Raw genomic sequence first — 15,158 nt, 5'->3', positions numbered from 1 at the left:
TTTCAATCTTGATTGGCGCCTCGGCACTACTCAAAGTTGACTCCTAAAAGTTTAGCCACATCCACAGCACTGCGCACACCGTCTTCATGAAAACCGTTATACCAATAGGCACCACAGAAATAGCTGTTGTTGTGGCCATTTATTTCATCGCGGCGTTGTTGCGCTGCTAAGCTTTCGCTATTAAAGACTGGATGATGATACGTAAATTTACGTAGCACTTTGTTGTCATCAATAGCGTCGTCACAATTCAGTGTCACACAAAGGGGTTTGCTTGACTCAATGCCTTGCAAAATGTTCATTTGATAAGTCACTACCGCGGCACGCTCAGTGTTGTTATCTAAGCGGTAGTTCCAACTCGCCCATGCCGCTTTCCTCTTCGGTAATAACGTCGCATCGGTGTGCAACACCACCGAGTTAGGCGTATAAGGAATAGCGCCTAGCACTTGCTTTTCTTGCTCTGTAGGGTCTGCTAATAAAGCAAGAGCTTGGTCTGAATGACAGGCAAACACCACGTCATCAAACTCTTGTTGATCACCGTTTTGAAAATGGATCTGCACTTTGCCATTGCTTCTTTGCACTTTGGCAATGTCAGCGCCCAATTCAATGTTGTCTTTGAACTGTTCGGTAAGTGGCGCAATGTATTCGCGCGATCCGCCAGGAATTACATACCACTGAGGGCGATTAGTAATATCCAACAGACCATGGTTGTAGAAAAAGCGAATGAAGAATTCGATACCAAAATCATTCATTTTTTTAATAGACGTTGACCAGATTGCCGCCCCCATGGGCAAAATGTAATGATTACGAAAGAAATCATTAAACTTGTGTTGGTCTAAAAACTGCCCAAGAGTGAGGCCTTTTTGGTAACTACCGCTGTGATAAATGTCTTTGCAGATACGGTTGAAGCGCACAATCTGCCACAATAGATGCCAAAATTTAGGACGCAAGATATTACGCCTTTGGGCAAATAAAGTTGAAAATGTATGGCCGTTGTATTCAAACCCAGTATCTAGGTTGTGAACACTGAAACTCATCTGTGTGGGTTTCCTGTTAATGCCAATTGCGCTCAGTAATTTTTCAAAATATGGATAGGTTCTGTCGTTAAAGACAATAAACCCAGTGTCGACAGCAAGGGTTTCGCCGTCCATTTCAACGTCAACCGTAGCGGTATGTCCGCCGATGTAATCATTTTTTTCAAACACTGTAACTTTGTGTTTCTTTGCGAGTAAGTGCGCACTGGTCAATCCAGCAATACCACTACCAATAATTGCGATTTCTTTCACCGCACCATTCCTTTTGCTAACTTTGACCAAATAAACCACGGTAACGCCCGCAGTAACTTCAAAAATAGGGTAAACCTTTTCGGGAAATGAATCTCTTTGTGACGCTTTTTCAATCCTTTATACATGTATTGTGCTGCTTGCTCAGCAGTTATAGCCATGGGCATAGGAAAGTCGTTTTTGTCTGTGAGCGGCGTTTTTACAAAACCCGGATGCACAACACTGACATCAATATCAGGTAGGTCGATTTCTAAACATTTGGCTAAATACGTTGCCCCCGCTTTGGATGCGCCATAAGCTTCACTGCGCGTTAGCGGCAGATAGGTGACACTCGACGAAACAATAGCAAGTTGACCGCCAGATTTAATTTTGGGCAGCATAGCCTCCAAGCAATAACCTAGGCTTATCAAGTTCACTTTAATGACGCGCTCAAACAAAGCGCTATCGAAATGTTTAGCGTCGTTTATGTATTCACAGCTACCAGCGTTAAGCACAACGATATCGAACTCTGGGAGCGACTCGACTTGCTGCTTTATATCTGCCAAGTCGGTGATATCAAAACGTACCGCTGTGATATTGTCGTGCTGTGCGAGTTCATCAAGCTTGTCTTGTGAACGGCCGCAGGCAAACACATGTGCATCTGTTGCGTACTTCAGCGCGAGTGCCTCGCCGATACCCGATGTTGCCCCTGTTATCAATACGTTCATGATGAACCTGCCCGCTTGTCAATCATTTTGATGAGCTTATTTATCACTGGCAAACGCCTGTAAAGCAATTCACCTACATCGAAATAATCACGATGGAATATCACCTTATCGTTGGCGAAGCGCAATAAACTGTGACCTTTAACCTCAACCTCTCGTCCACCATTAATACGCGGGTGACGGTAGGTCATCGTCCAGTAAATAAACGCCGTTTCATCAAGCTCATAAAACTCACTGATATTGAACGCACAGCTGCTGACGTTGGCGTACATATTTGCAAAGTACTTATACAAACTATCAAGGCCACGTACTTCATGTAGCGGGTCCATAAAATGGATATCTTTGTCATAGATGTCATCAAGAAGAGACAAGCTGTTTTTGTCCAGCCTTTGATACATAGCTACGAATTGTTCAACGCGTTCACTCATCAGTCACCTTAAACCTTGCTAATGCACGTTCACGTGCCGCTTTGTGATCCACTATTGCCGGCCAATAACTCTTCGAGGCAGTTGCAGCCAAATACTGGTGCGGAAAGTGAATATACTTAGTTGGGATATTTTCTAACTCTGGTAGAAACTTACGAATGAATTCGCCCTCTGGATCAAAGCGTTCACTTTGGGTTATCGGGTTAAAGATTCTAAAATAAGGCTGTGCGTCACATCCTGTGCTTGCGGCCCACTGCCAACCACCATTGTTTGACGCTAAATCACCATCGATTAGATGACGCATAAAGAACTCTTCTCCGCGGCGCCAATCAATAAGTAGGTGTTTGGTCAAAAAACTAGCCACAACCATACGCAGGCGATTGTGCATCCAGCCTGTTTGGGTCAATTGGCGCATGGCCGCATCAACAAGCGGATAGCCTGTTCGCCCTTCACACCATGCTTCAAAGTGATGGTCGTCTTGCTGCCACTGCAATGAATCATATTTAGTATTAAAATTTTTATGCTTGCATAGATTAGGAAAGGCGCAAATAAGATGGCGATAGAATTCACGCCAAATCAATTCGTTAACCCAACTAAAAAGATTGCTTTTGGCGCTTTGTAAAACATCCGGGTATTGGCTTTGAACGTTAACCAACAGCTGTTTCACACTGACGATACCGAGTGCGAGATACGGACTCAGGCCTGAAGTGCCTTTAATTGCGGGAAAATCTCTATAGTCGTGGTATTTGGCAAACTTATCGTGAATAAAGCGCGTCACTATAGAGCTAAGCGCCTCGTCGTCAACAGGCCATTTGTGTGAGCTACCGTCTCCTTTTAGGCATGTAGGGGTCTGCCAATTCACTGGCTCTGCGCCTTCGGTTAATGGCCATTGCGGCAGTGTAAACTGCTCACACTCATATTGACTTAACCATGCTCGTTTAAAAGGAGTAAAAACCTTAAACATTTCCCCACTTTTGGTCGTGACAGTTCCAGGCTTGGCAATGACATCACCATCATATAACACCAAGTTGATACCACTGTTAGCGCATGCTTTATCTCGTTCTAGCTCGTTTACTTCATACTCGCGATTGGCAAATACATGTGAAAAGCTATGTTGTTCACAGAGTTTCTGTAACTCACCGGGAATATCTTTAAATAAAGGTACTTCAAGAATATGTAGGGTTACTCCATATTCACTGAGTGCTTGACCGATATAGTTGACGCGACGCAGTAATAAGTCCTTTTGCATCGCAGCCATATCGTGACCAGACCACTGTTGTGTCGAGACAACAAAGAGCGCATGCTTTGCACCACTGTTTATGGCATCTATCAGGGCTTCGTTACTATAAAGGCGCAAATCGCGCCTAAACCAAAAAACTGGATTCATTAAATACCGTATCGTAATTTTAAATCGTTAGGGTGCGGGTTGAAGTACACTTGCTGTGCCAAATAGGGATTCGGATTCACAGTGAGGTGGTGTTTGAGCAAAGTTAAAGGCACGTACAAAGGCACCAACCCCTGGCGGTAGTCTTCAATAGCAGCACGCAGTTCTTGTTTTTCGTCACTGCTTAGTTGCTGTTTAAAATACCCCTGTAAATGCATCAGCGTGTTGGTATGTGCCTTTCGAGATGCAGGCTTTTTAAGCGCTTTCATAAGCCCAGCAATATACTGCTGCGCAATCTCTTCAAAGTTTTGCCCTTCGTGTGAACCCAGTAAACGTCCTAAATCACGATAGGCTTGATAGTTGTGGCTCATCAACAGGTATTTATGCATGGCATGAAAGCGAGTGAGTCGGTGCGGTGTGAGAGGCGTTTCGCTCAATTTGCGCCAACTGTGATACACGTAAACCCGCATAACGAAGTTCTCACGCAGGTGCATATCATTTAAACGACCGTTTTCTTCACACGGCAGTAATGGGTTATGTTCCATAATTTGCTGTGCAAAAAAACCAACTCCTTCCGACGTGTTTCCAGTCCCTGCTTCGTTATATATTTTTATGCGCTCCATGCCACAACTTGGGCTTTTAGCACAAAAAATAAAACCATCTAATTTGTCGCCATAGTTTTTCGCGATGCGCTGGCCGTACTCGGTAAGTTTGTCGCCCACTTCGCCTGTACCATCGGGGCGACATACTGTGATCACGTCACCCTTACGCACTTGGCGGATAGTTGGGCGGGGGATGGGTAAACCGATAGCAACTTCAGGACAAAAAGGCACGTAATCTACGTGCCTTGCAAGTTCATCCATGCAAAAGTTTGAGCGCTTGTGGCCAGAATCGAATCTTACTTTCTCGCCACTTAAACAAGCACTGATACCAATTTTAACGTCGTTACTCATTAGTAGATAAGCTCACCTATTGGGTTCAATAACTTACTTAAGCCTTTGTTGAAGTGCAGTGCACTGTTAACCACTGCCAAACACAGACACCCATTTTCAGTCATCGGTGTGTGGTCGTGCTCATGGTCAAGCCATATAAAGTCGCCTGGTACATATTCGCCATGTTCGTCACTGAACGTACCGTCAAGTAATAAGGTTAGCTCAAAACCTGTGTGCGTATGTTCAGGGATGCTGCCGCCAGGCGCAATGTAAAGTAAGCTCGTACGAATGCTGCCTTCATCTAAATCTAAACGAGAACGTGCTAGCTTTCCGGCTTGAACAAAACGCGACATCCCTATGTGGCTAAGAGAACGTGGTAAAGTCACCTTGCGCTCGCCAAACGCTAATTCTTTGCGACTCTCTATCGCGAACTCATCAATGTCAGCGTCAGCGACGATATCGGTCATCATCGAACTAAACACATCGTCTAGAGATGGCGCAGCTTCTTGTTGCGTGTCATCGAATACGTTGTCGGCTTGTTTTGCCTCGATGTCTGCAACATGCTTAGCGCATTTGGGACACATTTCGTGATGCGCCGAGATAGCTACACTCAAAGATGCAGGTAATGTGCCCTGCACGAATTGCGTCAGTAGCTCTAGATTTGGGTGAAACTTAATCATGGTCAGCTCCCATGTGAATTCTTAACTTTGAGAGCGCGAGTCGTAACCGTGATTTCACTGTCCCGACTGGTACGCCTAACTGCTTTGCTAACTGCTCTTGTGACATTTCTTGCAAATACACGCCCTTCACAACCTCTTGTTGTGCTGCAGGCAACATGTCCAAATATTGTTTGAGGAGTTTAGATTCCAAATGGTCAGAAAATACCGCGTCATCATCGTCGGCGTGTATCATTGGCCAAATATCTTCACTCAACGTATCTTCTCTATTGGAGCGGATTTTGCGAAGCGCATCGAAAGATGCATTACGCATAACTGTGTAGACCCAGGTCGTCGCCGCTCCTTTGCTCGGATGATATAAGTGCGCTTTGCGCCAAACCGACGTCATCGTGTCTTGAACTAACTCCATTGCTGACGCTTCGTTGTTGAACTGCTTTATACCAAAGCGCTTGATTTTAGGGGCAAAGTACTCGAAAAGTTGAGCAAACGCGGCCTTGTCGCGTTGGTTTGCAACCTTTACCAAGGCATCACCGAGATGCTCTGTCGAAGTCATACTTTGTCCTTCACTTTTGTTGTCGCCGCTTGTTTGACAAGCAAACCTTTTTTGCGGCTCTTTCGTCGCTGTAAAAGCTGATTGCAAAGCCATCTGCTACCTCACCAGTGATTTATTAATACTCTTTACGTCAAAGAGTACGTTGCAGATCACTTATTTTTTAATTTCTGATGCAACTTACAGATCCACTAACTTATTAGAATACATAAACATCTATGCTAAGTGCCAACACGACAAAGTTGTCTGAAAATAAACTCGTCTTTGGACGATCAATGACTGTATTTAGTATGGAATAGGATGAAGGGATGTTCAAAGGACATTTGCTAAATTATGGAGGTTTTGTATTTATTTTCAATAACAAAGCGGATATATGGTGATTCTTCTTTTCTGAATTACAGTTAAACCTACCACAGGCAGCTCGGTTTTGGGGTACTACTTTATCCACCAACCGAGATAACGACATAGGCTAAAGCCTAAGTAGGTGCCTAACAGACTTGCCACTGGGAGTAGCAATAGGCCAAGTAGTGCAAAATTAAGCGGCATCATTATCGCCCTTAGTTGCTTTATTGTTGTTTTGAGGCGCGTTCATTTGAGATGAATTCGCTTGGCGCTGTTGATCAGCTGAACGCTCAAATAGCTCTTTAGTCGCTTTCTCAAGCGATGCTTTTTGCGTGTTTACTAATGTCGCTAGCGCTTCATTGGCAGCTTCTTTCACAGCGCGTTCAATATCATCTGTAAGAGAGTTTGCACTTGCGCCCATGCTCACAGTTAAAGTTGTTGTAACGATTAATGCTTTAGTTAAAGTGTTCATAATGGTCTTCCTATTAATGGTTCATTAAGTTAGTCGCATTATCTTTTACAAAGGTTGTGCCATTACGAAAATAAATTTTAAGCTGTTGTTTTATTTGCACTTTTAATGTATTTTCAATTTATGTAGATGATTGCAATAAACATATCAAGACCAAAAAATGGTCTATTTAACAGTCAAGTTCGTCATTTTAACCACTTTAAATTTCAGTGTACAAGTGTACGCTGAATAGTTATAGTGAGCCCTGAATTTTGTTCTTGGGAATGTAATTCGATATGAACACCTCTGCTTATTCTCCTATCGAAGAAAAAATTAATTGGCTCAGTCATGGTATTGGAGCCGTGCTATCTGTTGCGGCATTGGTTGCTATGTTGATGCAAAGCCAAAGCACCACATCAATGGTGGCCGCACTTATTTACGGTGTGAGTTTGCTGTTGATGTTTATTAGCTCTACTTGTTATCACGTCAGTGCAAAACAAAAAGCACGTGCACTACTTAAAAAGCTTGATCACAGTGCTATATACCTCTTAATTGCAGGTACCTACACACCGTTTCTGCTGGTTGCACTCGGAGGCTATTGGGCCGTAGCTGGCATGTTGTGTATATGGGGCTTAGCTGCATTTGGAGTGATCTTTAAGCTGTTTGCCAAAGTGCCAAGGCCACGAGTTTCGCTGGCTACTTATTTAGTGATGGGATGGATTGCGTTAGCGTTTGTTTATCCGCTCTATCTTGCGTTGCCTGGTGCGGCATTGTGGTTATTGGTTCTAGGCGGCGTTTTATTTAGTGTTGGCACTGTATTCTATAGCGCGAAACACAAGCAATTTAGCCATGCTATTTGGCACATTTTTGTGTTAATTGCCTGCCTATGCCACTTTCTAGCCATTTATTTGTATGTGATTTAAACGACACTTTGTAATTCGTTTCTATGTGATAAAGGTCTTCGTGTGTGTTCTCGTTTGCTGTTCAGTCCGTTGAAGCACACACGCCTTATCAATCTCGGTGAGTACTACTTAATCAATACACCGAGATGACGAAAAACGCTAAAGCCAAGATATGTGCCAAACAAACCAGCGACAGGCAATAACATCAATCCGAGTAATGCTAGATTAGGCGTCATTTTCTTCACCAGTTTTGTTGTCTTGCTGCTGTTTTTTCTCAGTTTCTTGACCTTTTAACGAGCTTTCGAACAAAGCTTTAGTTTGCTGTGTGATAGTCGCTTTTTGCGTGTTTACCAGCGCAGATAGTGCTTGTGTAGCCGCTTCTTTTACAGCGCGCTCAATTTCATCACTAAGTGAATTAGCGCTTGCGCTCATACTGAAAGTTAAAGTTGTAGCGATGATAGCTGCTTTAGTTAAGGTGTTCATAATGGTGTTCCTGTTAATGTGTTATTAAGTTAGTCGCAATACCTATTACAAAGGTTGTGCCATTATGAAAATATTTTTTATAACGTTGATATTTAATGGTTTTTTATAGAGTCTTCGAATGAGCCAAGAGTGTTAATAAAACTACAATGACTAACTATTAGCGTTTTTAACATCGAATTTAGTGGATTTAACCACTAGAACAATGTCATGAAATAGCTAATCAAAATAAGAAAAGAAATTAGTAAGAAAGGCATACTGGCCTCAGCGGCTTACAGCCGCCAGAAATATTTAGTCATGCTGACTTTACCCTTGTTCACTAAGATGCCCTCACTGCGCAGAGCCTCTTGCTGCTTGATAAAACTATCACTGCCAAAAGGAAAAGATATTTTCCCCTGCGAATTCACCACCCGATGCCAAGGTATCCGACTACCCTTAGGTAGGTTTTTCATGGTGTGGCCAACATATCGAGCATAACCCGGTAGTCCTGCTCGCTTGGCTACTTCACCATAACTGCACACCATGCCATGGGGAATAGCCGATACCACTTGATAGATCATCTCCTGTTTATTCATGGGCTATTTCCTTTAACCGTTGCCATACACTCCTTGCCACCGGACCATGATGTCGAGAATGGCGACGAAACGCTCGAATCTGTGCTTGGAAAAGATACTCTCTGTCGCTCAGTTCCAACACATGCAATTGGCCTGAATCAATTTCTTGTTGGCACAAGTCTAAACACATCAAGGCCCACCCTGTACCGTTGAGAAGTAGTGACCGCAACACAAAAATATCGTCGATTTTCATCATCGCTACCTTGTTCAGAAATGACAAGGGCTCATGTTCGAAACGTAACCCTGTTTCGTAAATTGACATGCAGGGGTATTGCATCAGCTCTTTAGAAGTAAGTTGCGCATTAGCAACTAACTTTGGCGACGCTACCAACCCCACCTTGATAGTGCCCAAAGGAACACTCTCCAAATCGCCACTGGCGTGGAAAATGTCAAACCAAGGACCAATACCAAGGTCACACTGACCTTTGTTTACTTGCTCAAGAGAGCTAAAGCGTTTCCCGCTATCGACAACGAACTCAGTGTGCGAATACTCGTGATAACAATCTTTGAGTACGCGGCTGACTTCTTCGCTCACACATACCTGCTCGTAGCTCAAGCGGAATATGGGTTCATTTCCATTGGCCAATTCACTACTAAACTCATCCAAGCCTTCTAGCTCTTGCAATATTTGCTGTGCGCGTCGACAGTATGCTTGACCTTGTGGCGTAAGACTAAATCGATACCCCGCCCTATCTACAACAGCAAAGCCCACTTCTTCCTCTATTTTTTTTACCGTCATAGTCAATGCCGGTTGTGTTTTGTGTAATTGCTGTGCCGCATCACTTAAAGAGCGGCTACGAGAGAGCACATCAAGTACCTGCAGCCAAGCCAACTTCATAAACAAACCTTATCTTGTTTAAAGTTATTTATAATTTTTAATTCAGTTTATCCTAAAGTACCCTTTGCTACTACACTGACTATCGCCTTATGCTAATGATGCAGGGAGTTACTAATAATGCGGCGTGCACTTTGTACTGTTTCTATTCTAACCTTTTGTTTTTCCATTTTCGGCTGTTCTGAACAGCAAGAACAAGCAGTTGAGCCTCCACCGGTTCGCCCTGTCAAACTGTTAACGGTAGGCCAAAGTGATGAGAGTATCATGCGCAGTTTTCCAGCAGAGGTTGTTGCGCACCAAGGTTCATACCTTGGATTTCGTGTTAATGGTGAACTGATTGAGTTCCCAGTACTTGCTGGTGCTGAAGTGGAAAAAGGCCAACTGTTGGCGAAATTAGATCCCGAAGATTTTCAACTTCAGTATGACGAGCGCAAAGCACGTTACGATTTAGCGCAATCACAATTACAACGTATTCAAGCTTTGTTCGACAAAAAAATTGCCAGCCAAGCTGAACTAGACCAAGCCGTTGCAAACGCACGCGTCGCTGAGTCTGCTTTCAATATTGCTAAGACAAACTTGGAAAACTCTGAGTTACGCGCACCATTTGCAGGCACAGTGGCAAAGGTCTTTGTAAAAAACTTTGAGAATATTCAAGCCAAGCAAAATATCTTACGCTTGGAAACACGCGATTTGATGGATGTTGAAATCCAGGTGCCAGAAAAACTTGTAGCACGCGTGGACAAAGAAACACTCTATCAACCTACTGTGGTTTTTGATGGCTTCCCAGATAAATCCTACAAACTCACTATCAAAGAATACGATACCCAAGCCGATCCAGCGACACTCACCTATAAAGTAGTGTTCTCATTGCCAGTCCCTGAGGACTTTAATTTACTTGCTGGCATGACAGGCCATGTATATATAGACATCAGTAAGATCACAAAGAACGTTAAACCATGGCATAAGCTACCAGCAGAAGCGGTATTCTCAGATCCTGAACAAGACACAACAAATAACAGTTTTGTATGGGTGTACGATCCGCAAATGGGATTAGTAAGCAAACGCGCCGTCGAAGTTGGTCAGCTACATAAAAATGGCATTGAAGTACGTTCAGGCATTGAATCCGGAGAGCAAATCGTCGCCGCTGGCGTGCATTACCTCAAAGAAGGCATGAAAGTAAGACCGTGGCAAAAAGAGCGAGGCCTGTAAATGAATTTGGTTTCTCTCGCTATGGAGCGCAAAGTCATTAGTTGGATGTTTGCGTTATTCTTGCTAGTTGGCGGTACAGTTTCCTACTTTTCACTTGGGCAACTCGAAGACCCTGAATTCACATTGAAAAAGGCCATGGTGATCACCCTTTACCCCGGCGCGTCGCCGCGTCAGGTCGAGGAAGAAGTGACTTTCCCGATTGAAAATGCCATTCAAGAGTTGCCTTATGTAGACTACGTCACCTCTATTTCATCAAACGGTAAGAGCCAAATTACCGTAGAGATGAAAAGTAACTATCGCAAAGAAGACTTAAAGCAAATTTGGGATGAGTTACGTCGTAAAATCAACGATTTATCTGCATCTTTGCCACCAGGTGTATACCCTAGCAAAGTCATGGATGACTTTGGTGATGTATACGGTGTAACGCTCGCTGTAACCGGAGACGGTTATTCATACGACGAACTAAAAGACTATGTAGATTACCTCAAACGCGAACTCGTACTGGTAGATGGCGTGGGCAAAGTCAGTGTTGCTGGCGAGCAACAAAGCCAAGTGATAGTTGAGATATCTACCCACAAATTGGCGCAACTAGGGATCAGCCCTAACCATATTTTCTCGTTGCTACAAGCTCAAAATACTGTATCCAATGCAGGGCGCGTCATGGTTGATGGCGAGTCTATTCGTCTGCACCCAACTGGCGAATTCGATAATGTTAGTGAACTTGAGCACCTATTGATTTCAAGCCCAGGGGCAAGCGAACTTATTTATCTTGGCGATGTTGCCAAGGTGTATCGTGAGTATGCAGAAGTACCGAATCACATAGTGCGCTACAACGAAAAACAAGCGCTATTGCTGGGCCTGTCGTTTGCTAGCAATGTAAACGTGGTTGATGTTGGCGCACGAATTGATGCTCACTTAAAAGAGTTGGAATATCAGCGCCCACATGGCATGGAAATCGATGCTATTTATAACCAACCCAAAGAAGTTGAGAACTCAGTCTCTAGTTTCATTCTCAGTTTATTTGAAGCCGTCGCCATCGTTATCGTCATACTTTTGGTATTCATGGGGGTAAAAAGCGGCCTGCTTATTGGCGGAATATTGCTGCTCACAGTGCTTGGCACCTTTATCTTTATGGCCTTGTTTGGGATTAACTTGCAGCGCATATCACTGGGAGCCTTGATTATCGCGCTGGGGATGTTAGTTGATAACGCCATCGTCATTACCGAAGGTATCTTAATCAATCTCAAGCGTGGACAAACTAAATTACAAGCGGCTGTGAATATCGTTGGTCAGACAAAATGGCCCCTTCTCGGTGCCACGGTGATTGCCATTACTGCGTTTGCGCCTATTGGCCTTAGTTCGGATGCTAGCGGTGAGTTTGCTGGCAGCTTGTTCTGGGTGTTGTTTATTTCCTTGCTATTGAGTTGGGTTACAGCCATTACTCTCACGCCATTTTTCGCTGACTTATTGTTTAAAGAGCAGTTGAAGTCAAGCGCTGACGATAAAAATGAAGACCCTTACCAAGGTGCCCTGTTTAACGCCTATAAATTCATCTTAAGTCGTGCAATGCACTATAGCAAAACCACCATAGTTTTAATGGTGATGCTGTTAATGGCTGCGGTAGTAGGTTTTGGCTCCGTAAAGCAATCTTTCTTCCCTGCTTCAAACACACCGATGTTTTACATTGACTATTGGCACTATCAAGGTGCTGATATTCGCACCACCAGCGCGGGCGTAGAAGAACTAGAGGCGTTTCTACTAGAGCAAGATTTAGTAGAAGAAGTGACCAGCACTATCGGCCAAGGTGCCCCGCGCTTTATGCTGACCTACGCGCCAGAAAAGCAATACGCAGCGTTTGCACAGCTTATTGTCCGTGTGAAAGACCGTGACGCTGTGCTCACTATGATAGATGCAGTGCGCGAATACGAACGCAATCACATTACCGACGCTAAGCTAAAAATTAAACGCATGGAAATTGGTCCATCAACGGATGCCAAAATTGAAGCACGTTTTAGCGGCCCTGATCCTGTGATATTGCGCCAATTAGGTGAACAAGCCAAAGCTATTCTTGAAGCTGATGGTGGCGCCTACCATATTCGCGATGATTGGCGTCAACGCTCCAAGTTAATTCGCCCGATTCTTAATGAACAAAAGGCACGTCGACTGGGCGTGAGTAAAAGCGATCTCGACCAATTATTACTCACCAGTGTGAGCGGAAAAAAGGTTGGTCTATACCGTGATGGCACACAATTGCTGCCGATAATTGCTCGCAGTCCAGCTGAAGAGCGTTTGAATGTGGAAAGCTTGCGTGACTTACAAATATACAGCCCTGTTCTAGGAGTATTCGTGCCGGTAACACAAGTAGTCGATGATTTTGTAGTGCGTTGGGAAGACCCTCTGATTATGCGTCGCGACCGAAAACGCACGCTTACCGTAATGGCCGATCATGACTTACTCGGTGATGAAACACCTGCCAAACTGTTCGCGCGCATTCGCGCAGACATTGAAGCTATTGAACTACCGCATGGTTACGAATTGCAATGGGGAGGCGAATTTGAGTCTTCCAGCAAAGCACGCAGTGCCATTTTTGGCTCGTTACCTTTAGGTTACTTAGGCATGTTTGCAATCACCGTGCTGCTGTTTAACTCAGTGCGCCAACCTCTGGTAATTTGGACCACAGTGCCACTGGCAATCGTCGGTGTCAGTGCTGGGTTATTAAGCATGAATGCATCATTTGGTTTTATGTCGTTGCTTGGTTTGTTGAGCCTCTCCGGCATGCTCATCAAAAACGGGATTGTGTTGGTGGACCAAATCAACCTAGAGCTGGATTCAGGTAAAGATCCTTATCAAGCGGTGTTTGACTCGGGTGTGTCACGTGTTCGACCCGTAGCCATGGCTGCAATCACCACGATTCTTGGGATGATCCCGTTACTGTTTGATGTGTTCTTCAAATCAATGGCAGTCACCATCATGTTTGGGCTAGGCTTTGCTACAGTACTGACCTTGATAGTTATTCCGGTGCTTTACTGCAAGTTCTTTGGCATCCAAAGCCATAAAAGATAAACACGCAAAAGGGCTTACACCAGTAAGCCCTTTTCATCTATGTTACGCACTCACTTTTTGGCTTTTTTATTATTCGCCAGGCGCTTAGCACGCTTAATCGCAGATTTTTTGGAAGCTTTTTTCTGCGCTATTTTTAACACCTTTGCTTCTTTAAGTTCTTTTGTTGCTCGCTTGAGCTGTTTTTTTGCTTTTTCAGCAATTTGTTCAGCTTCAAGCGCCTTATCGACCGCTGCTTGTGCACGCTCTGAGGCCACCTTCGCAATCTCTGCAGTGCGCTCTACTTCCTTTTTACTTTTAGCGATAATTTTTTCAAGTTTATTGAGTCTTTCTTCATATACTGAGACGGTTTTTGCCATATTTGTGCCCCTACTTATCGTTGCGTCATCTTGCTTGGTTCACCCACTATCAAAGGGTCTACTCGGTTTACTACATCCACGTCTTTTCCCGGATAATCAAGACAACTTAAGAAGTGACGCATACAATTGATTCGACCGCGTTTTTTATCGTCAGAGCGGATCTGCGTCCACGGCGCATCTTTAGTATGGGTATGAAATACCATGGCATCTTTTGCGGCACTGTAATCGTGCCATTTCGACAACGATGCCATATCAACGGGGCTCAATTTCCATTGCTTTAATGGGTCACTTTGGCGTGATTTGAAGCGCCTAAATTGCTCTTCACGGCTTACAGAGAACCAATACTTAAAGAGCTTGATGCCACTGTTTACCAGCATGCGCTCCAACTGAGGCGTTTGACGCATAAACTCTAAATACTCTTGGTCGTCACAAAAGCCCATGACCTTTTCAACACCGGCTCGGTTGTACCAAGAGCGGTCAAACAGAATGATTTCTCCTTTTGCTGGTAAATGATTGATATAACGCTGGAAATACCATTGGTCGCGCTCTCGAGCTGTGGGCTTTTCTAGAGCGATGACATGCGCACCACGAGGATTAAGATGCTCCATAAAGCGTTTAATGGTGCCGCCCTTGCCCGCCGCATCACGTCCTTCAAATAAGATCACGATTTGCTGGTCGGTTTCCTTTGCCCAGCCCTGCATTTTTAACAGTTCAATTTGTAACTCATGTTTATGGCGCTCATATTCAACCACGTCCATTTTGCGCTTGTAGGGATAGTTGCCGTCCGCATTCCACTTGAGCCCTGGATTTTTGGCGTTTAAATCGAAAACAACGCTTTTCTTAGCATTGTTAATAGCCTTTGAGGGTGAATGCTCGACATTGATTGTCTGCATAGAGACTCCTTGATAGATAACTCGGTTGAAAACTCGGTAGATTTTGTTCTCTTAATAGGTACTT

At 44.1% G+C, this 15,158-nt stretch carries 16 protein-coding genes; 3 read left to right on the top strand and 13 right to left on the bottom strand.

Annotation, left to right across the window (positions count from 1 at the left end):
• Positions 1 to 26: 26 nt before the first annotated feature.
• From V1358_RS14675 to V1358_RS14640, 8 genes are all read right to left on the bottom strand, one after another.
• Positions 27 to 1,283 carry an NAD(P)/FAD-dependent oxidoreductase gene (locus tag V1358_RS14675; RefSeq protein WP_347394009.1) on the bottom strand — a complete coding sequence of 419 codons (1,257 nt, stop codon included), beginning with the start codon at positions 1,281 to 1,283 and terminating at the stop codon, positions 27 to 29.
• The gene (locus tag V1358_RS14670; RefSeq protein ID WP_347389922.1) at positions 1,280 to 1,987 is read right to left on the bottom strand and encodes an SDR family NAD(P)-dependent oxidoreductase; all 708 of its coding nucleotides are present in this window, start codon (positions 1,985 to 1,987) and stop codon (positions 1,280 to 1,282) included. The genes V1358_RS14675 and V1358_RS14670 overlap by 4 nt, the downstream gene beginning before the upstream one ends.
• Positions 1,984 to 2,412, bottom strand: coding sequence for a nuclear transport factor 2 family protein (locus V1358_RS14665; RefSeq protein WP_347389923.1), 429 nt, complete (start codon positions 2,410 to 2,412; stop codon positions 1,984 to 1,986). The genes V1358_RS14670 and V1358_RS14665 overlap by 4 nt, the downstream gene beginning before the upstream one ends.
• Entirely contained in the window at positions 2,405 to 3,796 is a 1,392-nt protein-coding gene (gene phrB, locus V1358_RS14660) for a deoxyribodipyrimidine photo-lyase (RefSeq protein WP_347394008.1), read from the bottom strand. The genes V1358_RS14665 and phrB overlap by 8 nt, the downstream gene beginning before the upstream one ends.
• Positions 3,796 to 4,746, bottom strand: coding sequence for a YbgA family protein (locus V1358_RS14655; protein WP_347389925.1), 951 nt, complete (start codon positions 4,744 to 4,746; stop codon positions 3,796 to 3,798). The genes phrB and V1358_RS14655 overlap by 1 nt, the downstream gene beginning before the upstream one ends.
• Positions 4,746 to 5,405, bottom strand: coding sequence for a ChrR family anti-sigma-E factor (locus tag V1358_RS14650; protein ID WP_347389926.1), 660 nt, complete (start codon positions 5,403 to 5,405; stop codon positions 4,746 to 4,748). Before V1358_RS14650 ends, V1358_RS14655 begins: the two co-directional genes overlap by 1 nt.
• Positions 5,398 to 5,955, bottom strand: coding sequence for a sigma-70 family RNA polymerase sigma factor (locus V1358_RS14645; protein WP_347389927.1), 558 nt, complete (start codon positions 5,953 to 5,955; stop codon positions 5,398 to 5,400). Before V1358_RS14645 ends, V1358_RS14650 begins: the two co-directional genes overlap by 8 nt.
• A gap of 532 nt (positions 5,956 to 6,487) precedes the next feature.
• Positions 6,488 to 6,766: a hypothetical protein gene (locus tag V1358_RS14640; protein ID WP_347389928.1), complete on the bottom strand. Its 279-nt coding sequence runs from the start codon at positions 6,764 to 6,766 to the stop codon at positions 6,488 to 6,490.
• A 272-nt stretch (positions 6,767 to 7,038) separates the two neighbouring features.
• Between V1358_RS14640 and trhA the strand changes: the two genes are divergently transcribed.
• Entirely contained in the window at positions 7,039 to 7,665 is a 627-nt protein-coding gene (gene trhA, locus V1358_RS14635) for a PAQR family membrane homeostasis protein TrhA (RefSeq protein WP_347389929.1), read from the top strand.
• Between the two features lie 204 nt (positions 7,666 to 7,869).
• Here the strand turns inward: trhA and V1358_RS14630 are convergent, their stop codons facing one another.
• From V1358_RS14630 to V1358_RS14620, 3 genes are all read right to left on the bottom strand, one after another.
• The gene (locus V1358_RS14630) at positions 7,870 to 8,127 is read right to left on the bottom strand and encodes a hypothetical protein (RefSeq protein WP_347394007.1); all 258 of its coding nucleotides are present in this window, start codon (positions 8,125 to 8,127) and stop codon (positions 7,870 to 7,872) included.
• Positions 8,128 to 8,396: 269 nt separating this feature from the next.
• Positions 8,397 to 8,699, bottom strand: coding sequence for an MGMT family protein (locus V1358_RS14625; RefSeq protein ID WP_347394006.1), 303 nt, complete (start codon positions 8,697 to 8,699; stop codon positions 8,397 to 8,399).
• Complete coding sequence (locus V1358_RS14620; RefSeq protein WP_347389932.1) at positions 8,692 to 9,576, bottom strand: LysR family transcriptional regulator; 885 nt, start codon at positions 9,574 to 9,576, stop codon at positions 8,692 to 8,694. The genes V1358_RS14625 and V1358_RS14620 overlap by 8 nt, the downstream gene beginning before the upstream one ends.
• Before the next feature lie 117 nt (positions 9,577 to 9,693).
• On the opposite strand from V1358_RS14620, the gene V1358_RS14615 reads away from it, so the two are divergent.
• Positions 9,694 to 10,782: an efflux RND transporter periplasmic adaptor subunit gene (locus V1358_RS14615; RefSeq protein ID WP_347394005.1), complete on the top strand. Its 1,089-nt coding sequence runs from the start codon at positions 9,694 to 9,696 to the stop codon at positions 10,780 to 10,782.
• Positions 10,783 to 13,845, top strand: a complete 3,063-nt coding sequence (locus tag V1358_RS14610) for an efflux RND transporter permease subunit (protein ID WP_347394004.1) — start codon at positions 10,783 to 10,785, stop codon at positions 13,843 to 13,845.
• A gap of 50 nt (positions 13,846 to 13,895) precedes the next feature.
• Here the strand turns inward: V1358_RS14610 and V1358_RS14605 are convergent, their stop codons facing one another.
• Positions 13,896 to 14,201: a hypothetical protein gene (locus tag V1358_RS14605; protein ID WP_347389935.1), complete on the bottom strand. Its 306-nt coding sequence runs from the start codon at positions 14,199 to 14,201 to the stop codon at positions 13,896 to 13,898.
• Positions 14,202 to 14,215: 14 nt separating this feature from the next.
• Positions 14,216 to 15,094: a polyphosphate kinase 2 gene (ppk2, locus tag V1358_RS14600; RefSeq protein ID WP_347394003.1), complete on the bottom strand. Its 879-nt coding sequence runs from the start codon at positions 15,092 to 15,094 to the stop codon at positions 14,216 to 14,218.
• Between the last annotated feature and the right edge of the window lie 64 nt (positions 15,095 to 15,158).

The sequence above is a fragment of the Pseudoalteromonas pernae genome, from assembly GCF_039831865.1.
GTDB lineage: Bacteria > Pseudomonadota > Gammaproteobacteria > Enterobacterales > Alteromonadaceae > Pseudoalteromonas > Pseudoalteromonas pernae.
Note: the sequence above shows the minus strand (reverse complement) of the source record. Positions and strands in the feature narration are given on the sequence as shown.